This is a genomic window from candidate division WOR-3 bacterium (assembly GCA_039803925.1).
Classification (GTDB): Bacteria; Hydrothermota; Hydrothermia; order Hydrothermales; family JAJRUZ01; genus JBCNVI01.
This window is the reverse complement of record JBDRZL010000003.1, coordinates 112266-134858: the sequence shown is the minus strand read 5'-3', so window position 1 is coordinate 134858 and position 22593 is coordinate 112266. Positions and strand designations below refer to the sequence as shown.

At 30.4% G+C, this 22593-nt stretch carries 21 protein-coding genes; 12 read left to right on the top strand and 9 right to left on the bottom strand.

Features of this window, described 5'->3' with window-relative positions; all coding sequences use genetic code 11:
* Window position 1 precedes the first annotated feature (1 nt).
* The 5 genes from ABIN17_02980 to mnmA form a co-directional block, all read right to left on the bottom strand.
* A complete protein-coding gene (locus tag ABIN17_02980; protein ID MEO0284020.1) occupies window positions 2-1684 on the bottom strand; it encodes a 30S ribosomal protein S1 in 1683 nt (560 codons plus the stop codon).
* 100 nt (window positions 1685-1784) lie between these two features.
* Window positions 1785-3047, bottom strand: a complete 1263-nt coding sequence (gene cmk, locus ABIN17_02975; GenBank protein ID MEO0284019.1) for a (d)CMP kinase — start codon at window positions 3045-3047, stop codon at window positions 1785-1787.
* Window positions 3044-4228, bottom strand: a complete 1185-nt coding sequence (locus tag ABIN17_02970) for a glycosyltransferase N-terminal domain-containing protein (protein ID MEO0284018.1) — start codon at window positions 4226-4228, stop codon at window positions 3044-3046. The genes cmk and ABIN17_02970 overlap by 4 nt, the downstream gene beginning before the upstream one ends.
* Entirely contained in the window at window positions 4219-5772 is a 1554-nt protein-coding gene (gene guaA, locus ABIN17_02965) for a glutamine-hydrolyzing GMP synthase (protein MEO0284017.1), read from the bottom strand. The genes ABIN17_02970 and guaA overlap by 10 nt, the downstream gene beginning before the upstream one ends.
* Complete coding sequence (mnmA, locus tag ABIN17_02960) at window positions 5759-6799, bottom strand: tRNA 2-thiouridine(34) synthase MnmA (protein ID MEO0284016.1); 1041 nt, start codon at window positions 6797-6799, stop codon at window positions 5759-5761. Before mnmA ends, guaA begins: the two co-directional genes overlap by 14 nt.
* Before the next feature lie 117 nt (window positions 6800-6916).
* Here mnmA and gcvH point away from each other — a divergent pair, with 117 nt between their 5' ends.
* From gcvH to ABIN17_02935, 5 genes are read left to right on the top strand one after another with little or no spacing between them, the layout of a single operon-like run.
* On the top strand, window positions 6917-7300 hold the full coding sequence (gene gcvH, locus ABIN17_02955; protein ID MEO0284015.1) for a glycine cleavage system protein GcvH: 384 nt from the start codon (window positions 6917-6919) through the stop codon (window positions 7298-7300).
* Between the two features lie 2 nt (window positions 7301-7302).
* Window positions 7303-8622 (top strand): aminomethyl-transferring glycine dehydrogenase subunit GcvPA, encoded by a 1320-nt coding sequence (gcvPA, locus tag ABIN17_02950; protein ID MEO0284014.1) that lies wholly within the window; start codon window positions 7303-7305, stop codon window positions 8620-8622.
* 4 nt (window positions 8623-8626) lie between these two features.
* The gene (locus tag ABIN17_02945; GenBank protein MEO0284013.1) at window positions 8627-9103 is read left to right on the top strand and encodes a hypothetical protein; all 477 of its coding nucleotides are present in this window, start codon (window positions 8627-8629) and stop codon (window positions 9101-9103) included.
* Window position 9104: 1 nt separating this feature from the next.
* On the top strand, window positions 9105-9455 hold the full coding sequence (gene panD / locus ABIN17_02940; GenBank protein ID MEO0284012.1) for an aspartate 1-decarboxylase: 351 nt from the start codon (window positions 9105-9107) through the stop codon (window positions 9453-9455).
* Window positions 9452-10402 (top strand): NTP transferase domain-containing protein, encoded by a 951-nt coding sequence (locus ABIN17_02935; protein MEO0284011.1) that lies wholly within the window; start codon window positions 9452-9454, stop codon window positions 10400-10402. Before panD ends, ABIN17_02935 begins: the two co-directional genes overlap by 4 nt.
* A 4-nt stretch (window positions 10403-10406) precedes the next feature.
* Here ABIN17_02935 and ABIN17_02930 read toward each other — a convergent pair whose 3' ends face one another.
* The 3 genes from ABIN17_02930 to ABIN17_02920 form a co-directional block, all read right to left on the bottom strand.
* A complete protein-coding gene (locus ABIN17_02930) occupies window positions 10407-11549 on the bottom strand; it encodes an ArsA family ATPase (protein MEO0284010.1) in 1143 nt (380 codons plus the stop codon).
* 7 nt (window positions 11550-11556) lie between these two features.
* Window positions 11557-11769: a hypothetical protein gene (locus ABIN17_02925; GenBank protein ID MEO0284009.1), complete on the bottom strand. Its 213-nt coding sequence runs from the start codon at window positions 11767-11769 to the stop codon at window positions 11557-11559.
* 624 nt (window positions 11770-12393) lie between these two features.
* A complete protein-coding gene (locus tag ABIN17_02920) occupies window positions 12394-13806 on the bottom strand; it encodes a hypothetical protein (protein ID MEO0284008.1) in 1413 nt (470 codons plus the stop codon).
* A 24-nt stretch (window positions 13807-13830) separates the two neighbouring features.
* Between ABIN17_02920 and ABIN17_02915 the strand changes: the two genes are divergently transcribed.
* The 7 genes from ABIN17_02915 (at window position 13831) to ABIN17_02885 (ending at window position 19925) form a co-directional block, all read left to right on the top strand.
* Window positions 13831-14229, top strand: a complete 399-nt coding sequence (locus ABIN17_02915) for a thioesterase family protein (protein MEO0284007.1) — start codon at window positions 13831-13833, stop codon at window positions 14227-14229.
* A complete protein-coding gene (locus ABIN17_02910) occupies window positions 14226-14720 on the top strand; it encodes a metallophosphoesterase (GenBank protein ID MEO0284006.1) in 495 nt (164 codons plus the stop codon). Before ABIN17_02915 ends, ABIN17_02910 begins: the two co-directional genes overlap by 4 nt.
* Window positions 14710-15072: a YraN family protein gene (locus ABIN17_02905; GenBank protein ID MEO0284005.1), complete on the top strand. Its 363-nt coding sequence runs from the start codon at window positions 14710-14712 to the stop codon at window positions 15070-15072. The genes ABIN17_02910 and ABIN17_02905 overlap by 11 nt, the downstream gene beginning before the upstream one ends.
* Before the next feature lie 8 nt (window positions 15073-15080).
* A complete protein-coding gene (locus tag ABIN17_02900; GenBank protein MEO0284004.1) occupies window positions 15081-16625 on the top strand; it encodes a YifB family Mg chelatase-like AAA ATPase in 1545 nt (514 codons plus the stop codon).
* Window positions 16626-16683: 58 nt separating this feature from the next.
* Entirely contained in the window at window positions 16684-17541 is an 858-nt protein-coding gene (locus tag ABIN17_02895) for a zinc metalloprotease HtpX (protein MEO0284003.1), read from the top strand.
* A 268-nt stretch (window positions 17542-17809) separates the two neighbouring features.
* A complete protein-coding gene (locus ABIN17_02890; protein MEO0284002.1) occupies window positions 17810-19156 on the top strand; it encodes a prenyltransferase in 1347 nt (448 codons plus the stop codon).
* Window positions 19149-19925, top strand: coding sequence for a PASTA domain-containing protein (locus tag ABIN17_02885; protein MEO0284001.1), 777 nt, complete (start codon window positions 19149-19151; stop codon window positions 19923-19925). The genes ABIN17_02890 and ABIN17_02885 overlap by 8 nt, the downstream gene beginning before the upstream one ends.
* Here the strand turns inward: ABIN17_02885 and ABIN17_02880 are convergent, their stop codons facing one another.
* Window positions 19926-22580, bottom strand: a complete 2655-nt coding sequence (locus ABIN17_02880; protein ID MEO0284000.1) for a zinc-dependent metalloprotease — start codon at window positions 22578-22580, stop codon at window positions 19926-19928.
* Window positions 22581-22593 lie beyond the last annotated feature (13 nt).

Sequence of the window (22593 nt, the reverse complement as noted above, 5' to 3'; positions counted from 1 at the left end):
TTTATTTTTCTTCTTCCTCTTCTATATTTGATAATTTTTCAAGTTCTGCTTTCAAAAGTTCTCCAAGATTTATTCTTGCAGGACCACTTTCAGTGTATTTTGCAATTTCTTTTTTCTGCATAATTCTTTCAAACTCTTTTTCTGATAATAAAATTCTCTTCCTCTGTGGTTCAACCTTTAATACCTTAAGATTTATCTCTTCACCTTCTTTATAATTTTCTGCTACATTACCTTTCCTTGTGAGATGAGAAACTGGAACAAAACCTTCAAGCCCTTTGTCAACCTCTACAATTAACCCTTTATCATTTACTTTAATTATAGGAGCCTTTAAAGTGGTTTCAGGTGTTAACCTTTTCAAAATTTCTTTCCATGGATCAGGTCTAAGATGTTTAAGGGAAAGGGTTATAAGTCTTGCCTTTTTATCAATATTCATAACCTTTAATCTCAGCTTCTGATTCAGCCTTAAAGCTTCCTGGGGATTGGAAAATTTCCTTGTCCAGGAAATATCAGATGTATGTAAATAACCCTCGACTCCATCATCAAGTTCAATTATTGCACCGAAATTATCAAATCCTACAACCTTACCTTTTACAATAGATCCCCTCGGGAATTTTTCTTCAATATATGTCCAGGGATCAGGCTGTGTCTGTTTTATTCCAAGGGCAATTCTCATTTTCTCCTTATCAACATCAAGAATAAGAGCTTCAACTAAATCTCCTTCTCTAACAACTTCTGAAGGATCTTTTATCTTTTTCCAAGAAAGTTCACTTATATGGCAGAAACCGAGAATATCCTTTTCTATTTCAACTAAAACTCCATAAGGTAAAATTTTCCTAACTATCCCTTTTATTCTTTTACCTATTGGATAATTTTTCTCTATTTCCTCCCATTTTTCCGGTATTAAATCTTTAAGAGATAAAATAACTCTTAATCTTTCAAGATCTTTATCAATAACCTTTGCCTTTATCTTTTCTCCAACTCTTACTACTTCCTTTGCATTTTTTACCCTCCTTGAAGATAATTCACTTAAAGGAATAAAACCTTCAACATTTTCAAGCTCAAGGATTACTCCTGTGTTTGAAACCATCTTCACTTCTCCTTCTACAATTTCACCTTCCTTGTACTTTTCTTCTATCATATTTTTCTTCATTTCTAACTCTTCCTCTATGTAGGCTTTCCTTGAGGCAACTATATTTTTTCTCTCCTTATTTACTTTCAGAATTTTAAAATGAATATTCTTTCCTACAAGAAGATTTATATTTCTTACAGGTTTCACATCGATTTGGGAACCAGGCATAAAGGCATCAACACCAAAAACATCAACAATTAATCCTCCTTTAACCCTTCTAAGAACTTTACCTGTAACTGTCTTATTTTTCTCGTAGGATTCACTTATTTTATCCCATGCAAGTTCAAAATCTGATTTGTGTTTTGAAAGAATTACAAAACCATCAGGACCATCAGGATCTTCAACATAAAGCAAAACTTCATCCCCTGGTTTTATTTCCTCTGGATTTTTAAATTCATCCTTGGGACAAACTCCTTCTGCTTTTACACCAAGATCAAAATAAATTTCCCTTTCACCAACTTTAAGAACTTTACCTTTTACAATATCTCCTTCCTTTATAGTTTTAAAAGTCTGTGAGAGAAATTCATCAAGATTTTTTAAATCTTCACCTTTCATTAAAAATAATCCTCCCTCATTTCCTCTCCCCTATAGTGGATTTGAACCTTAAAGGAGAGGAAATTGTGAATTTTATTATTAAGCATTTTAAGACAAAATTTCAAGTTAAAGAAAGTTTTTTAACTTCTTCTTCTATTTTTTTATTAAATTCTTCAATATATTCTTTTGTATTTCCAAAAGGTAAAAGGGGGACTCCGAATTTTACTGATAGTCTTTTTTTTCTCAGTATCCATTCTAATGGATTTTCTCTTACATTTTTTATATAAGCAGGAATAACAGGAACTCTTAAATTACATGAGAGTGAAGCTGCACCCTTTTTAAATGGAAGAAGAGTACCAGTTTTACTCCTTGTTCCCTCTGGAAAAATTATAACCATCTTACCACTTTCAAGTAATTCTTCTGCTTTTTCATAAGCACTCACAGCACCTATTCCTCTTTTTATTGGAATTGCATTGAAGGTTCTTATGAGCCATGCAAAAAGGGGATTTAGTAAAAAAAGATCAATCTTTGCCAAAAAATAACTTTCTCTTTTTGCTGCAAAGGCAACAAAAGGAGGATCCCAAAAAGTTGTATGATTGGGTGTTATAATGCAGGGACCTTCTTTAAATAAATTTTTTCTTCCTTCTATTTTCATTCCAAAAAGCCATTTTATAAAAGTATAGGCAAAATAATAAGCAAATTTCCATCTGAATTTTTCTCTTGATTTATATATCTTTTCATAAGCAAGTTTTAAACATAAAATTAAAACATCTTCTATTTTTTTATTTGTTGTATCAATAAAATAGGCATCTTCAGGTATTTTAAGAGGAGCATTTTCCCTTGATTTATCTCTTTTATCCCTTTTCTCCAGTTCTAAGAAAACTCTCTCAAAATCTATTTTCTCTCCTCTTTTTAAAAAATCTCTATATCTCCTTTGAGCCCTTACCATCACATCGGCATCTATATAAATTTTTAAATCTGCATCCCTTGCTATTACAGTTCCTATATCTCTTCCTTCCATAACAACTCCCTTTTTTTCAATAAACTTTCTCTGAACATGAAAAAGATGTTCTCTCACCTCTTTATATTCAGCAATCTCTGAAGTTATCCTTTCAACAACAGGGTCTTCAAGTTCCTCTGTTAAATCAATTCCATTAACAAAAACCTTAGGAACTCCTTCAAATTTATAATCCACCTTTAAATTTTTTATTTTATTTTTGATCTCTTCTGGCTTTAAATTGTTTCTCTTTATATATACTCCTATACTCCTATAAAGTTTTCCTGTTAAAACTGGAACATAATTTAAAAGATATGCAAGTTTCAAACAAAGAGTTGTCTTACCACTTCCAGCTGTTCCATCTATCGCAATAACTATCTTCCTCATAAATTACTTTCCAGATACTTTACTATCTCATTAAAACCATTCTCAGTAATCTTTCTTGCCCTTTCAAAAGCCCTTTTTGCATTCCTGCCTAAATTTTCTATTTCCTTTTTGTCATTTACGAATTTCAAAAAAATTTCAAAAAGTTCATCAAAAGTTTTACACTTTATTCCGCCCCTTTCCTTTAACAAAATTTCCTCCATACCTTTGACATTAGAAGTATATGGTCCAAAAAAAACAGGGACACCAAACTGTGCTGGTTCAAGTAAATTGTGACCACCATAGGGAGCAAAAGTTCCACCTACAATAACAGCATCACTTACAGGATAAACTCTTATCAAGTCTCCGAGAGTATCAAGAATTAAAACCCTCTTTTTTTCTTTTATTTTTTCTCTATTTTCAGTAAATTTCACATATTCAATATTTTTAACCCTTAAAATGTTTTCAAGTAAAATTAGGGTGCTTAAATGTCTAACAGCTATTATAAAACCAATCTTTTCATTTATCTTTATAACTTTTTCTATAAAATTTACTAAACCCTTAAACTCACCTGATCTTACACTTGCAAAAGTGATGGTAAAATCAAAGGGCTTATCAAAAAGAGGAAGGACTTCTCTTTTTATACTTAAAAGTTTCAAATTTCCGGATACAAAAATCTTTTTATTATCGGCTCCGAAATATTTTAAATATTTTTTTTCTTTACTGCTTATTACAAAAAATCTATCAAAACAAAATAAAATTTTCTTAAAAAAATTTTTAAAAACCTTCCACTTTCTAAAAGAGTTCTCAGAAATTCTACCATTAACAAGAATTATTCTTTTTTTATTTTTCCTTATTTCAAGAATTGTATTCGGCCAGAACTCACTTTCAGCAAAAACTATTAACTTAGATTTTTTTAAAATTTCTTTTATAAAAAGGGGATTATCATAAGGAAACAAAAAAACATTACCTTTAAAATCTTCTTCTGCTAATTTTTTTCCTGATTCTGTCATTGTGGTTAAAAAAAAAGATATACCTTTTCCTTTAAAATAATCTATTAAAGGCTTTATTGAAATAACTTCACCAAGAGAAGCAGCATGAAACCATATTGAATCTTTATCTGCTCTGAAATCTTTAATTCTATTCTTGCCTAAAGGATAACTTAAAAATGATAATATTTTATAAGCTACTTCAATCACTCCCATTCTATTGTTGAAGGAGGTTTTGAAGTTATATCATAAACCACCCTATTGACACCTTTTATTTCTCCGATTATTCTCCTTGCTATTTTATCAAGTAAAAAATAGGGGAGTTTTGCCCAATCAGCAGTCATTCCATCAACACTTTTAACAGCCCTTATGGCAATAACATTTTCATAAGTCCTTGTATCACCCATTACTCCTACTGATTTTACAGGTAAAAGAACAGGAAAAACCTGCCACAATTTATCGTAAAGCTTTGCTCTTTTTATTTCTTCCTCTACAATTAAATCTGCTTTTTTTATAATTTCCAGTTTCTCTTCATTAATTTCACCAATTATTCTCACTGCCATACCAGGACCGGGAAAAGGATGTCTTTTAATTATCTCATCAGGAACTTTTAATTTTTTACCTATAGTTCTTACCTCATCCTTAAAAAGTTCTTTAAAGGGCTCAATTAAAATAAAGGGATGCTTTTCTGGAACACCACCCACATTATGATGGGTTTTTATTTTACTTGAGGGTCCCTTATAGCTTTTTGACTCAATCAAATCAGGATAAAGAGTTCCTTGGGCTAAAAAACCAATTTTTTCACCTTTTTCCTTACTAATACTTCTTGCTTCTCTTTCAAATACTTCAAAAAAAACTTTACCTATTATTTTTCTCTTTTCTTCAGGATCCTTAACACCTTTGAGTGCATTTAAAAAATCATCCTTTGCCTCCACAATTTTCAAATTTTTGAAATCTTTAAAAATTCTTTCAACTCTTTCTTTTTCCTTTTCCTTTAATAAACCTGTATCCACAAAAATTGGATAAAAATTTTCTGGTATTGATTTTCTGAGAAGAAAAGCAAGAACAGAAGAATCAACACCACCCGATAGAGCAAGAAAACAGGGTTTATCTCTAACCTTCTCTCTTATTTCTTTTATTTTTTCTTCAATAAACCTACCAATCTTCCATTCTCTTTTAGCACCTGCTATTTTAAAAATAAAATTTTTAATTATCTTTTTCCCATTTTTCGTATGATAAACCTCTGGATGAAATTGAGTTCCGTAGATTTTTAATTTTTTATTCTCTATGGATGCATAAGGCGAATCTTCTGTTTTTCCTGTACATACAAAACCTTCTGGAAGCTTTTCCACATAATCTCCGTGACTCATCCACACTTGAAATTTTCTTTCTACCCCATCAAAAAGTATTGAATTTCTTATAACTTTAAAGAGAGCATAACCATATTCTCTCTTTTTTGATTTTGAAACCTTTCCACCGAGTAAATGGGCAATAAGCTGTAAACCATAACAGATTCCAAGTATAGGTTTTTCTGAATTAAAAATCTCAATAGGAATTTTAGGAGCAGACTCATCATAAACACTACTTGGACCACCTGATAGAATTATTCCCTTTACATCATCAGCATTTACTTTTTCTATTAAATTTTCTTCAAAAGGTGAAAGAATAACTGAATAAACATTAAGCTCTCTTATTCTTCTTGCAATTAACATTGTATATTGTGAGCCAAAATCAATAATAAGAATCTTATCTCTTTTCATAAATTACCCCACCCCCGAGAAGTATATCATCATCATAAAATGCTGCTATCTGTCCTGGAGTAGGTGCAAATTGTTCCTCTTCAAAATTAACCTCTGCATAATCATCATAAAATTTTACTCTTGCATCACTTTCCCTGTGTAAATTTCTTATTTTAACCTTCAATTTTTTTTCTCCTTTTATTTTATCAAACAGGTTCAATTTAACAACTAATATTTCTTTTTTCATAACATTTTTCTTAACATCAACTTCAACAACATTTTTTTCAGGATCAATACTTTTAACATAAACTCTCTCACCAAGACTTAAATTTAAACCTTTTCTTTGACCTATTGTAAAGTTATAAAAACCACTGTGCTCTTTTATTGCATTATCTTTAAAAAAAATAAAACCTTTTTTTTCCCCCAGTCTTTCCTTTAAAAAATCCTGAATGCTTTTTTCTATGAAACATAAATCCTGGGATTCCTCATAGGAAGGTAAAAGCAAATTTTCTCTTTCAGCAATATTTAAAACTTCTTTTTTTGTTAAATCACCAAGAGGAAAAATTAGGTGTTTTACAACTAAAGGCAAAATCATTGAAAGAAAATAACTCTGATCTTTCTCCTTATCTTTTGCTTTTCTTATGAAATATTTTCCATTTTCCTTATATATTCTTGCATAATGACCTGTAGCAAGGTAATCAAAATTTCTTTTTTTCATTTCTTCTAATAAAGCCCCAAATTTAAAAAATCTATTACAGAAAACACAGGGGTTAGGTGTAAGTCCTTTTTTATATTCTTCAACAAAACTTTTATTTACTATAATTTCTTCAAAATCCCTTCTTGAATCAATTACAGTATGCTTAACTTTTAACCTATAACATATTCTCCTTGCTCTCTGAACAGCTTCAATAGAACAACATGATCTTTTATGGGAATTTTTATCCCATAGAAATAAAGTTATTGCTTCAATTTCTGCTCCCATATTTTTAAGCAAAAATAAAGCAGTACTTGAATCTATTCCACCTGAGATGGCAAGTATAACTTTCATTTTTTAATTTTCTATTATGCCAAATTTTTTTGATTTTTTCAATTATAATCCTATATTATAAAATTTAAAATTGGGTTTAAATCCCTTAAATTTAAATCAAAATTGAAGGAGGGAAAAATGCATATACCAGAAGATTTAAAATATACAAAGGAGCACGAATGGGTTAAAATAGAAGGTGAAACTGCAACAGTTGGAATCACTGATTTTGCTCAGAGTGAACTTTCTGATATAGTTTATGTAGAGCCTCCCTCTGTTGGGCAAGAAGTAACGCAATTTGAGCCCTGTGGAACTATTGAAGCTGTGAAAACAGTTGCAGATATTTTTTCTCCCCTTTCAGGAGAGGTGATTGAAGTAAATGAAGAACTTGAAAGTGAACCTGGTATAATAAATTCTGACCCTTATGGACATGGATGGATTTTTAAAATTAGAATAAAGGATACAGAAGAAATTAAAAATCTTCTTTCTGCTGAGGAATACAAAAAGCATATAGGAGAAAGCTAAAAATGCCATTTATACCCAATCAGGAAGAAGCTTATAAAAAAATTTTAAATTTTTTAAATATAAAAAGTTTTGAAGAGCTTCTCTGGGTTATTCCAGATGAAATAAAACTAAAAGAAGAAATACCTTTACCTTATGCTTTATCAGAATCTGAAATTGAAAAATATGTAAAAGATCTTGCTCTTAAAAATAAAGTATTGAAAATCTTTGGGGGAGCTGGAGCATACGATCATTACGTACCACCTGTTGTAAGATTTATAATTAAAAACCCTTCCTTTTTTACAGCTTATACCCCTTATCAGGCAGAAGTATCTCAGGGAACGCTTGAAGCAATGTATGAATTTCAAACTGCAATTTGTGAATTAACTCAAATGGATGTAGCAAATTCTTCAATGTATGATGGTGCTTCAGCCTTTGCAGAAGCAGTGCTTATGGCTAAAAGAATTAACAAAAAAAATAAAATTCTTGTAGCAGATAACATCAACCCTTTTTATAAGAAAGTTTTAGAAACCTATGCATCCTTTACTCTAAAAATTGAATATGTTAAATATTCTTCTCAAAAAGGAACTGTTGATTTTGAAGATTTAGAAAGTAAAATAGATGAAGATACAATAGGCTTTGCCTTTGAGCATCCAAATTTTTTTGGTATTCTTGAAAATCCCTTTGAAATAAGAAGAATCACAAAAAATAAAAACATACTTTTAATTTCTATATTTGACCCTATTTCAATATCAATAATTTCGCCTCCTGGTGAATATGATGCTGATATAGCTGTGTGTGAGGGACAACCACTTGGTCTTCCCCTTTCTTTTGGAGGACCCTATGCTGGAATATTTACAACTAAAAAAGAATTTATAAGAATGATGCCAGGAAGAATAGCTGGAAGAACTTGTGATCTTGACGGAAAAGAAGGTTATGTGATGGTTTTACAAACAAGAGAGCAACATATAAGAAGGGAAAAAGCAACAAGTAATATATGCACCAATCAGATGTTATGTGCCCTTGCTATTCTTGTATACATTCTCTATATGGGGCAGAAAGGCTTAAGGGAAGTTGCAGTTAAAACTCACCAGAATACAATAAAAATAAGAAATGCTCTATTAAACAAAGGTTATAAGACAGTTTTTGAAGGGGAAATTTTCAGAGAATTTGTAGTTGAATTAAAAGAGGATGCCGAAGAATTTGTGAAAAAAGCTATCTCAGAAAAGGGAATAATGCCTGGAATACCTTTAAAAATTTTTGGTTTCAAGGAAAATTACCTTCTAATAGGTGCAACAGAAAAAATGATTGAAAGTGAAATAAACGAATGTATATCTTTATTTTAATATTATGAAAAAGAAAATAGATTCTTTTACTATAAAACACCCTCTTACACTCTTTACACTTCTTGATGTTCCTGATAAAATAGGTGTAATTCTTGATGTTTTTGAAAAAATAAGTAATAAGGGGATATCACTTCCCTATATTTTAACCTCTCCTTCTTCAAGAGGAAAATCAACGATAACTGTTTTAGTTCCTCCTTATTTAAAAGATGAAGCAAAGGAGACTTTTAATGAAATTCTTGAAAGTCTCGAATGGGGATTTTTAAGAAGTTTTGAGGATGTTGCTCTTGTTTCTTTTTACGGTAAAAATTTAATGGAAGAAAAAGGGGTTATGGCAGCTTTGTTGAATATATTTATAACAAACAAAATAAAAATACTTGCTACATCTACGGCAATGAATTACATTAATTTTATTATTCCTGGCGAAATGCTTGACAATTTAAAAGAATGCCTTAAAGAAGAACTGAATATGGGAGAAGTGTAATATGTATATTAAGATTTTGAGAGCAAAACTACATGGCTTAATTGTTACAGACACAAATTTAAACTATGAAGGGTCAATAACCTTACCTGAGGAAGTTATAAAGGAAGCAGGAATAAAAGAATACGAGGCAGTTTATGTTGTCAACCTATCAAATGGTAAGAGGTTTGAAACCTATGTGATAAAAGGGAAGAAAGGAGAAGTTATTTTAAACGGCGGAACTGCAAGGCTCGGTATTAAAGGTGACAAAATTCTTGTTTTTTCTTTTATTTATTTAGAGCCCGAAAAGATAAAAGATTTTAAACCTAAAATTTTATTTTTTAATGAAAAAAACGAGATTGTAAAAGTAAAATGATTTATCCTGTTATTTTAGCAGGTGGAAAAAGTAAAAGATTTAATTCAGAAAAATCAAAGGTCTTACATGAAATTCTTGGAAAACCTGTTATATTTCATATTATTGATAAATTAAAAGAAATTAACTTAAATCCAATATATGTGGTATCAGGAAAAAATTATGATGAACTTAAAAAAAATTTACCACAAGAGGTTAAAGTTATAGAACAGAAAGTCCCCATGGGAACAGGTGATGCTGTAAGAGTTGCTCTTGATTACATAGATGAAGAAAGTGATATACTCGTTTTATCAGGTGATACACCTCTTTTAAAAGCAGAAACTCTTAAAAATTTAATAGAAAAACACAATAAAGAAAAAAATACATGCACCTTTTTAACTGCTTTCCTACCTGACCCAACTGGATATGGGAGAATTTTGAGAAAAAATGGAAAGCCTTTTAAAATTGTTGAGGAAATAGATGCTACAGAAAAAGAAAGAGAGATAAAGGAAGTTAATGCAGGAGTTTATATTTTTAAAGTAAATGCATTAAAGGAAGCCATAGTTGAAATTAAACCTGATAATTTAAAAGGCGAATATTATATAACTGATTGCATTGAAATACTTGTATCTAAGAAGGAAAAAGTGGATACCTATACTTTGAAGGATCATGAAGAAATTTTGGGAATAAATACAAGGGAAGATTACGAAAGAGTATTTAAAGTTTTTAAAAATAGGATAATTAAAGAATGGATGGAAAAGGGCGTTACAATAATGGATATGGATACAACTTATATAGAAGTTGAGGTGGAAATTGGTAAAGACACAGTAATTTATCCGATGGTTTATTTAATGGGAAAAACCAAAATAGGAAAAAGAGCAAAGATTGGTCCTTTTGTTACAATAAAGAATTCAATAATAAAAGATGGGGAGGAAATAAAAGGACCTACTGTTATTGAAAATAAATTTTAATAATTTATTCAAAAATTACATCAAGAGAATTATCCCTTATAATAGCTTCTTTTGCAATCTTAGAAGTTAAAACTCTTGGCAGATAAAAGTGCCTTTTTTGATTACCTATTCTTATAACAAGGTCTTCTCCCCTTTGAAAAACAGACGCTTTATCCTTTTTTAAGTTCTTGAAATAAAGTTTTAAAATATACTTTCCATCCATACTCAAAATTTCAAAGGGACTATCCCTGTAAAATACCTTTAAAGGGTCCTCTGAACCATAAATTTCTTCACCCAGCTTTACAAGATTATCAAAACCTAAAATTTCTTTGTTATAATATGGAACCTTAAATAAAGGAAGGGGCTCAAAACTTGTTTTTATCCTTTCAAGATAGTTTTTCTGAATTTCATAAAGAAAATTATTTTCATCAACAACCCTATTTAATATAACCGCATCCACAGGATAACCATATAAATGAAGATAGGTAAAAGCTCTTTCTGTTTCTCTCATAACCATTTTTTCAGGGTTTGCTACAAGCCTTATTGAAGAGATTTCAGGATTCTGAAGTGTTTTATATAAAAAAAATAAGTCATTAAAAAGATTTTCTGCGGCATCGTATGTTTCATCCTCTGGCAGAGGAAAATCTGTGATAGCTTTTACTGCGGGTCTTACAACTTTAACTATCTTTTTCTGTATAGGTAAGATTTTATCAATCCACCATTTAGCAACATCGGGAATTGAAAGAAATCTGAGAGTTTCTCCTGTTGGTGCAGCATCAAGAATTATAACATCATAAATTCCGTCTTTTAAATGTTTATTGATCCATAAAAAAGAGGAAACTTCTTCCATACCTGGTAAAACAGATAGTTCTTCTGCTAAAATTTCGTCAACCCCTTTCCACTGAAATAGGGCTCTTATGTAATCTTTTAGTTCCCCCCAAAATTTTTCAACTGAGTAATATACATCAACTTCTTGAGCAAAAAAATTTTTATTTACTTCCTTTGGTTCTGCTTCAAGCTCTACTTCAAGAACATCCGAAAGAGAGTGAGCAGGATCAACAGAAATAATGAGAACTTTTTTATTCAGGATAGAGGCGTATGCACCTGTTGCAGCGGCAATTGTAGTTTTACCTACCCCTCCTTTTCCTGTGAAAAGTATTATTCTCATTAATTTTTTAAGCTTCCTTAATTTCTACCTTATGTCCCTCCTTCTTTTTTTCTCCTTCAATCTTTTCAATTTTTTTCTCTATAAGGACTTTAATAGCGAGCATGAACTCCTTAACTGAGTTTCTTAGGTGAGTTTTAGTTTCTTCAGGAACAATTGTTTTCATATCATCAATAAAAGCATCAACAGCTTTTGATAAATATTCCATCCATTTTTTCTCCATAATTTTACCTCCCTATATATTGAATTCTAATTTCTTTTTAAGTTTTTTTCAAGTTATTGTAGAATACCATAACATTTTAGACTGATAAGGATTATTAATATATGTTTTTAAAAAATAATCAAGGGGAGAAAAATTATTTAAAGATTTATGGGGTTTTTTAGTGTTATAAAAGAGCAGGTAATTGATTAAGTTAATATTGAATTTTTCTGGCTCAATAAGATTACAAGAAGTGCCTCTACAAAATGTTCCTGTATACTCCTCTTTAAATCTTTCAACATAGGCATTTTTTTATAAAATCCTTTGCATTTTCACCTCAATTTTCCTATCTATCATTATTTTTTAAACTTTTTTTATTTTTCATATTTTAATCTTAAAGCGAATTTTTACGCACCCTAAAGGGTGCGGCTACCATAAAATTATAGAACCTTTGTTTTTTTGGAAAATTAAGGGTGAAGATAATAGGAAGGATAATAGAAACAATATTCTAAAAATGCTTTTACTTTATACCTTAAAAGGTGTGACTCCCCAGCAGAAGATTTTCAAAAAAATGGTAGGCGCAGGCTTTAGCCTGCGAATTTTTACCTTTTCCCATTATCTAATATCTCTTTAAAATTTTTAAAGAAATTATTTCAATATCTTTAAATGAACTCTTCTTTTATACTTCCACTCTGATTTTGGCAAATCCGAAACTTTTGTTTTTGAATCATACTCAGACTCAACTTTGCCTAAAATAAAAACATCTCTATAAAGTAATAGATTCAAAAAATTGAAAACCCTATTTGCCCTTTCAAAGGATAATCTCCTGTTAAATAAAGTATCACCCTCAGGGGATGCATTACCCCTTACAAGTAAATTTACTGTATCCTTTTTACTTTCTTTAATTATTTTTAAAATTAAATCAAAGGTATCCCCGTAAATTTCCTTAATTTCAGCCTTTGCAGAATCAAAATAAAAATAAAAATCAGTTCTTTCAATAGTTAAAGGCTTTTCAATTTCTTCCCTTAATTCAATCTTTTTCATTGTTATAAAATACTTTGCCAGATCCTTTTCAATTTCCTCTGGATATAAATAAATTGATGTATCCCTATATCCTTCTAAACTAAATCTTACTAAATAAGTATCAGGCTTTAAATTAATTTTTTCATAAAAACCTTCCTTTCTTCTTTCAAAACCAATTGCAGGATTTTCCTCTACATTCGGTGATAAGTATTTACCTTCTTCATCTTTTACAAAAATCTGAATTTTCCTCTTCTTTTCAGGATAAATAACAAAACCAAGAAGAAATTTAAATCCAGCTCCTTCCTTTAAAACAGGCTCCCCATATAAATAATCACCTTTTAAACCACCACTGAAAGGATTTTCACCTGATTTTAAAGAAAGAAAACCCTGTAAAAGAAGAAAAATATTCAAAAGAGGATTTGAAAAAAGTGTTAGCCTTACCTCGGGATATGAGTAATTTAAACCAGAAGAAAATAAATTTTTATAATTTAAAGAAATTGATAAAGAGAGAATTTTTTGAGGGAAAAGAATAAGATCAATTAAGGGGTTTAAAACCAGAATATCCCTTTCCCCCTGAATATTATAAATTCCCTCTAACTTTATTCCTGGTTTTAGATTTTTTGAAAAATTTTGATAATATGATGGAGAAAATTTGAAGGATGGCTTAAAAGAATTTATAGTTCTTAACTGTGAATAAAAATCTTCAAAACTAAGTTTTATATCAAAGGGTAAAAATAAATTTTTATTACCTCCTATAAATTTTTTCTGCAAAAATAAATCAACTCCATAACCTCCCATAACAATTTTTTCTGCATAAAATATCCTTGAATCAATTCCCTCATCAAAAAGTAAAAAAAATGATAAACCTATATCATAAAATGGATTATCATAAATTACACTAAAAACATTATCAGTAGCTACACCGTAGGAGCCATAGTGCAAATAGTTAATTTCATAGGGAATAAATATAAACCCCTTATTAAAATGGGGCCTAAATTCAAAAAAATTAATTATTATAAGAATTTTTAGAAAAATCATAGTTTTTTATTTTATTATAAAATTATGTTTGAATACAAATTATTTGTTAGATATGCTGAAACTGACCAGATGGGAGTTGTTTATTACGCAAATTTTTTTATATATTTTGAAGCAGCAAGGTCAAGTTTTATGAGGGAAAACGGTTATCCATACAGTGAACTTGAAAAAAGAGGGTTATTTTTACCTGTCATTGAGGCCTACTGTAACTACAAATCACCTGCTCATTATGATGAAGAACTTGTAATCAAACTTGGAATAAAGGAAATAAAAAATTCTTCCTTTAAAATTCACTATGATGTATTAAGAGATGGTGCTTTACTTGCTACAGGCTATACAAGACATGTATTCACTGACAGAAATTTTAAACCAATAAGAATCCCTGAAGAAATAAAAAAAATTTTTGAAAAATATTTAATAAAATGAAAATTGCCTGTATAAGTGATACCCACGATAACTTAGAAGCCGTAGTTAAGGCTTTCAAAAAGATAAATCAGAGAAAAATTGATTTTGTATTTCATCTTGGTGACATAATATCACCTTTCACTTTAAATAAAATAAGGGAAATATATTCCGGAAAACTTGTGGCTATTTTTGGAAACAATGATGGAGAAAAACAGGGTCTTTATGAAAGGGCAAAATCACTGAATTTTGAAATTTATGAGCCACCCCTTTTATACGAATTAAAAAAAATAAAATTTATGCTTTTCCATATTTATCCAGAAGATTATTTTGCAGAAACAAAGGGAATAGATTTTTTACTTTTTGGGCACTGGCACAAGGTTATCCATGTTAGAAAAGAAAATACAATTTTTTTAAATCCTGGTGAAGCCTGCGGATACCTTTATGATAAAAAAACTTTTGCAATAATTGATTTAAAAACAAAAGAAGTGGAAATAGTTAATATTGAAGAATAAATTAAAGGAAGGACATAAGGGTGAGGATTTAGTCTTAAAGGAATATTTTAAAAAAGGTTATAAACTTTTAGATAGAAATGTATATTTCAGAGGAGGAGAAATTGATTTAATTTTAAAAAAGGATAATCTAATTGTATTTGTTGAGGTTAAAAAGAGAAAGAAAGGCGATTTTCTATTAGGAATCCAATCAATAAATAAAAAGAAAATTGATAGAATTATTAAATTTTCAAAAATTTATCTTGAAAGAAAAAATTTGTATGAAAAAGTTGATGTAAGATTTGATGTTGCAATAATTGAGGGAGAAAATTTAAATATTTTAGAAAATGCTTTTTATGAGGGATTTAATTTATAATAAGTTTTATGGTTGAAAAGGTCTTATCAGCCTCCTATTATGGAATAAATGGTTTTTTAGTAGAAGTTGAAGTTGATTTATCACCAGGACTCCCTTCCTATACCCTTGTTGGTTTACCTGAAACTGCAGTAAAGGAATCAAAAGAAAGGGTTCTTTCAGCAATAAAAAATTCAGGATTCAGTCTTCCTGTAAAAAAGATTGTTATAAATTTAGCACCTGCTGATATTAAAAAAGAAGGTGCAGGCTTTGATTTACCAATTGCTCTTGGAATTTTAGCATCTTGTAATTTAATAGAACCATATGTTTTAAAAAATAAAGCTTTCTTAGGCGAACTTTCCCTTGATGGAAAATTAAGAAAAATTAAAGGTGTTCTCCCAATTGTCCTTCTATTAAAAGAAAAAGGGATAAGGGAAATTTATCTTCCTGAGGAAAATGCTAAAGAAGGGGGTTTGGTCCAGGATGTTCTTATTTATCCAGTAAAAAGTTTAAATCATACGATAAGGGTATTAAGGGGGGAAGAAAATTTAAAACCTGTTAATATTGATAAAATTAAGGTATTCAAAGAACTATCAGGTTATAAGGAAGATTTTTCAGAGGTAAAGGGACAATACCATGTTAAAAGAGCACTTGAAATAGCAGCTGCTGGAGGACACAATGTTTTAATGATAGGTCCGCCTGGAGCAGGTAAAACAATGCTTTCAAGAAGAGTCCCTTCAATACTCCCTCCCTTATCTCTTGAAGAAGCCCTTGAGGTAACAAAAATTCATTCAGTTGCAGGAACACTTTCACAAGATGAACCACTCATTGCAAGAAGACCTTTCAGAGCTCCACATCATACAATATCAACAGCAGGAATGATTGGAGGAGGACAGGTTCCAAAACCAGGCGAGGTCTCACTTGCTCACAATGGAGTTTTATTTCTTGATGAACTCCCTGAATTTAAAAGAGATGTTTTAGAAGTATTAAGACAACCCCTTGAAGATGGAATTGTAACTATTTCAAGGGCAAAAACTTCATTAACTTATCCTGCAAGATTTATGCTTATTGCTGCAATGAATCCCTGTCCCTGTGGATATTTAACAGATAGAAGAAGGGAATGCAGGTGCACTGCAAGGGAGATAAGAAAGTATACAAGAAAGATTTCTGGACCACTCCTTGACAGAATTGATATACATATTGAAGTACCAGCCCTTTCTCCTTATGATTTAAAAAATAAAGAGGAGGGGGAATGTTCAGAAAAAATAAGGGAAAGGGTTATTAAGGCAAGAGAAATACAACTTGAAAGATATAAAAGTGAAAATGGGATATATTCAAATTCCCATTTAAATTCAAAACTTATAAAAAAATACATTAAAATTGACGGAGAATGCGAAAACCTTATTTTAAAGGCAATGGAAAATTTAAGCCTCTCCGCAAGGGCTTATTCAAGAATATTAAAACTTTCAAGAACAATAGCAGATTTAGAAAGTTCCATAAAAATAAAAAAAGAACATATAGCAGAGGCAATAAACTATAGAACACTCGACAGAGAATACTGGTTAAGTTACCTTTAAATGTTTCACGTGAAACATAAAGATTGAAAACAAAAACATTACGTGGTATATATAAATTATGAATTACAGAATAAAAACGGTTTTATTTTTAGGTTTTTTGACAGGAATTTTAATATTTCTTGGTAATCTTTTAGGTGGTTATACTGGTATGATCTATGCTCTAATTCTTGCTGGAATAATGAACTTTGTATCCTACTATTTCTCTGACAAAATAGTTCTTACTATGTATGGTGCAAAGAAAATTAGATATGAAGAAGCACCTTTTCTTCATGAAATTGTAGAGGAGCTTGCCTCAAGAGCAGGTATTAAAAAACCTGAAATTTACCTGATACCGATGATTCAGCCCAATGCCTTTGCAACAGGAAGGGGTCCTGAAAAATCTTGTGTTGCAGTTACTCAGGGGCTATTGCAGATTCTAACAAAAGAGGAAATAAAGGGGGTTTTAGCTCATGAAATTGCCCATATAAAAAACAGGGATGTTCTTATAGCCTCAATAGCAGCAACAATTGCAGGAGCAATTTCAATAATAATACACTGGATAAGATGGGGGTTAATGTTTGGGTTTAATAGCAAGGACAGGGAGGAGAATAATCCCTTATCTTTTATTGGAGCTTTAATACTTTTAATATTTACGCCAATAATTACTATGTTAATACAGCTTGCAATATCAAGGTCAAGGGAATATATGGCAGACGAATATGGGGCAAAGCTATCTCTCAATCCTCTTTATCTTGCAAAAGCACTTGAAAAAATATCAAAGGGAATAAAAATAGCTCCAGCTGAGATTTATGAGGGAACTCACCACTTATTTATTGAAAACCCTTTAAAAGGTGAAACCCTCTTTGAGCTTTTCTCAACCCATCCCCCTGTTGAAAAAAGAATAAAAAAGCTTTATGAAATGGCAAAAAGTATGTGAAAAGGTATGGTATAACCTAAATCAATGCAACCTTTTCCAAAAATTCTCTTCCTGAATAAAGAATTTATACATCTTTACAAGGATAACCTAACATAAAAAAAAGTTTTAAAAACTTATTAACAAGTTTTAAAAACATATTCAATATAAAGCTAACAGAGAATTTCGCTCTTGTTTTTTATATTTAAATTTTGTGACAATTGAAAAAAAATTTTTCTTTTTTTATAATTTTTAATTAAGGTTCAAATCCTTAAATTATCTAACTCAAAGGATGGAAGAAAAAACTATTAAAATAATTTTTGAAGTATTCAAAAAAAATAAAAGCATGACCATTTCAACCTTTGGAGAAAATCTTTGGTCAAGCAGAGTTTATTTTGCGAGTAAAGGGCTTTATATTTATGCAATTATAGAAAAATCCAACAACTATAAAAATTTAATCAAAAACAACAAAGTTTTTTTCGTTATTGAAAAAGGAATACCGGACTTTTTTATTCAGGGTGAAGGAGAAGTAGAAATTCTTGGAAATCCTAAAGAAAGAGAAGAGGAAAGAGCTTTACTTTTCCAGAAAAATATTGAACTTATCCCTTTTGTTAAAATGATCAAAGATCTTGTTATCATCAAAATTAAGCCAACAAAAATCTATCTATCTGATTTTAGAACAGTATTCAAACCAAGAGAGGAAATTATCCCTCAGGAAGAAGATTTTAAGAAAGCCCTTGAACTGGATAAGGGAATGCCAAAAATTGAAAGATTCTTCAGGGCAACAAGACCTTTTGCTTTTACAGCAACACTTATATCGGTTCTTGTAGGAGCATTTATTGCCCCAAAAGTTAATATACCCCTCCTTTTGCTCACATTTTTCGGTGTCCTTTTCATTCACGCTGGAGTAAATGCCTTGAATGACCTTATGGACTATAAATACGGTGTTGATGACTGGCTTGTTCTTGGTGCTTCAAGAATGCTCCAGGATAAGTTACTAACTGTTAAGGAACAAACAATTCTTGTTATTTCTCTATTAATAATTGGCTCTCTTATAGGAATATTTTTAACTTTCTTAAAGGGAATTTGGGTTTTAATAATAGGAATAATAGGATTTTTCCTTGGTGTTTTTTATCAGATAAAACCTATAGGTTTAAAATACAGGGCCCTTGGTGATATTTCTGTATTTCTTGGATTCGGTCCACTTCTTGCACTTGGTTCATACTATGTTCAAACTGGAGAAATCTCAATTTTACCCTTTATTATATCCATACCGATAGGACTTCTTGTAATAGGAATTCTCCACGGAAATAACTTCAGAGACCTTGTTGAAGATATAAAAGCAGGTTATAAAACTATTGCATCCTATTTGGGTATAAAAGGTTCATCTTATTATTACCTTTTACTTATCTCTTTTTCATATATTTTAACGATTGTTTTCATATTTTTAAGAATGCTTCCCTGGCAAACAATTCTTGTTTTGTTTTCCTTACCAATAGCCTACAGAAATATAAGACTTTCCTTTAAACCAAACTACCTTCAATTCGGACTCCTCGATTTATTTACAGCTCAATTACATCTTTACTTCGGAATTCTTTTTAACCTTGGAATTATACTCTCAAGAATAAATTATGGTTGACAGGGGAACAGCATTTTTAATTTCTCTTATAACTTCACTTTTTGTGGCAATTGGAGTTAACTTTGCTTTCTACTATTTAATTGAACCTGCTCTTGAAGCAAAAAAAGGTACTGTATCAGAAAAAACTGAAGAATTAAAAAATATTGAGGTTCCTGATTTAAAGGGGACCTTACCCCAGCAAGCAAAACTTGTTCTCTCACAACTTGGTTTATCACTTGTTATTGAAGGAGAAGTAGAAACAATTGAAGTTCCAGAGGGGGTAATAGCAGAACAAAGACCACTTGCAGGTTCAATTGTTTCAAAAGGAACTCCTATTTATGTAAAAATAGCAAAAGGTAAAAAAGAAGAATTTGTTAAAGTGCCCCCTGTTTTAGGTCTAGACCTTGCTTCTGCACAGAAGGTTCTCATTGATTATGGATTTTTAATTGGTGATATAGAAAAAGTAAAAAACTCTGAGATACCTGAGGGTCGTGTTGTTAAAACATACCCAGAACAAGGGAGTGAAATTCCAAAGGGTTCAAAAATTACAATTTATATTTCTTCTGGAGAAGAACTTGTAATTGTTCCAAACCTTATTGGGAAGTATCTGAACCAAGCTAACCAAATATTAGAAAAAGAAGGATTAAAATTAGGAGAAGTAGAAAAAGAAATAAGTGCAGAATATCCTGAAAATAAAATAATTGATCAAAATCCAAAACCTGGAACAAAGGTGAAAAAGGGAAGTTCTATTAATATTAAAATTGCCACTGTTAGAGAAGGTTTTTATTAACTAATATTTAACCTCTATAGTTAAAGAACTTTCAAGAAACTTTTTAATTTTCTCTTTAAGTTCTATAAGGTGTGCTTTTGTATCAAGGTCTTCTATTTTATCAATCTTTTTTTCAATTTTATCTTTTACCTTAGTCAATTCATATCTTGAAAGGGATTTTGCATCGTTTGGATATTTTTCACTTAAAAGAACTTCTCCAAGTTTTTCCACATACGCCCTTTGAAGATTCCTTCTGAAAGAGTTTATAATAATAATTTCATCCTTTAAAACCTCTTCAAAAATTGAATTTGTTACATTTTCAAATAGTTCGCTTAAAGTAAAGGGATTTTTGTCTTTAGTTCTCACAACATTATCAATAACTCTCTTTAATCTTTCAGGATAAAATAAAAATTCTAAGATACTTTTTTGAAGGAACAAAACAAAATCGTGAACTGGAAAATCTGTAGGATAAAAGGAATTCCACATTCCCCAATGTGCCCATCTGTTAGGAGCCAGTTTATTCAATAAATTTTCATCAAAATTGAAAGAATTCTGTAAAAAGAAATTTTTAAGGAGAAAATTTATTGCTTTTCTTTGATTTTCAGAAGGAACTGGTTCAAGAGGAGGTTTTTCATATCCTTTATGAAATCTGTTAAAATGGACTCCTCCAATGAATTTAATAAGTGGTAAAGATGCTATATACTTTTCATAATTTACCCTTACAAATGCGTTCCTTAATCTGAGATAACTTTCATCCTCCTGAATCAGCACATCTTCAAGTTTTGGTAACACATTTTTCGTTATAAAGGCTCTTTCTTCTGCGTATTTTAAAAGATTATCTGAAAGATCCCATGTAGAAGTAAGAGGGTCAACACCATAATAAAAACTTGCATCTTCATCTGTTCCATAAGCATAAAAGGGTAAAGTATTCTCTCTTGCTATCTTTTTTAAATATTTAAATTCTTCTACTGGATCCTCAATGAGCTCTCCTTTCATAGGAAAAGGACCATCTTCTTTCTGTTTGTAGCATGGAGCATATCCATACTTTATAACCCATTTATCGTATTCTCCAACTTTTTTGTTCCAGAAATCTCCCTGTTTTTTTCTATCCAAAGAAATATTAACAGGATTATAATCCATAACTGATAAGGAAAGGCCATATTTATGGGTAAAGGATGTATCATTCAATTTTTCAAAGGGTATGCTGGAAGAGGCTTTAAAATTATGCCTCAAACCAAGGGTGTGTCCTACTTCATGCATTACAAGTTCTCTAATCGCATCACCAATAAATTTTTCTGGAAATTCTCTATCTTCTTTTATTAAACCTAAAGTTTTTAGAACAGCATATTGAAAACCTATTTGTTGTTTTAAGCCATATTCATATAAACAAATTCTTTTTTTCAAATCTTCTGGCAAAGCATTAGTAAATCTTTCTATTTCCTTTTGATTTTTTAAAGGTTCAATAAGTTCCTCGTAATCAAAAAGCCAACCTCTTACAAAACTACTTGAAATCAAAATATCTGCATTCAATATCTCACCTGTTCTTGGATCTACCTGTGAGGGTCCTATCGCATAGCCCATTTCTCTTGCAGAAATCCATCTTACTGTTGAATATCTTATATCTTCAGAGTCCCAGTTTGGATCATCAGGGGCATCTTTGACAACTATTGCGTCCTTAAAGCCTGCTTCTTCAAAAGCCTCATTCCAAGCCAAAATTCCTTCCTTAACATATTTCTTATATTCCTGAGGTATACTTTTATCAAGATAAAACACAATTGGCTTTACAGGTTCTGATATTTCCTTTGAATTGTCCTTTTTTTCAAGTCTCCATCTATTAATTATTCTTAAAAAGGGCGATTCTTCTTTTTCTCTATCAAAATCCATAAAAGCTTCTAAAAAGTAACCCATCCTTTCATCAGCCAATCTTATTCTCATGGGTTTTTCAGGTAATTTATAGAAGGAAAATCTAACGCCTATAGTTAAATATCTGTAATCTGAAATACCTTCTCCTCCAGAAATGGGAGTATCAGATGTTTCGTAATTCAAGAAAACATCTATTTCAGTGTTTTCAGGAAAATTCTTTACTTTATAAACTGTGCTATTATTTTTATCAAACCTTAAAGGTTTATTTCTATAATAATATTTAAGATATCTTGAAAGATCAGGGTAATCGGAAACTAAAAAATCTGTTATATTAATCAAAACATTTTTAGTTTTTTCATTTTCACTTTCTATTTTAAATGAGGCTAAAACTGAGTGTCCAACATTTTCCTCAAGAAAATGTTTGAATTCTTCTCTTTCAGCTCTGAATTTTGCATTTCTATGAATTAAATAAACTTTGTCTCCGATTCTTCTAAATCTTAAAAGCCTTGTATCACTTAAAGGGAGACCTTCAATTATATTTAAATCTCCAAGACCAAAGGAAAGGTGCATGATAAGACCAAAATCCTTTTCAAAATCTGAAGGAGAGAGTTCAAGGTATAATGTGTTATCCCTTTTTATATAAATCTTTAAAAATCCTTCCTCAAGTTTTGTATCCTTAAGAACTTCATCCCAGGGTTTAAAGGGACCTTTTTCTTTAATTTCCTTTTTTTCTTCTGGTTTTGGAAGATGCTGATAATGATGAATATATAAACAGTTTGATAAAAGGATAAAAATAAAAATTATTATTTTCATGATATTATTTTAT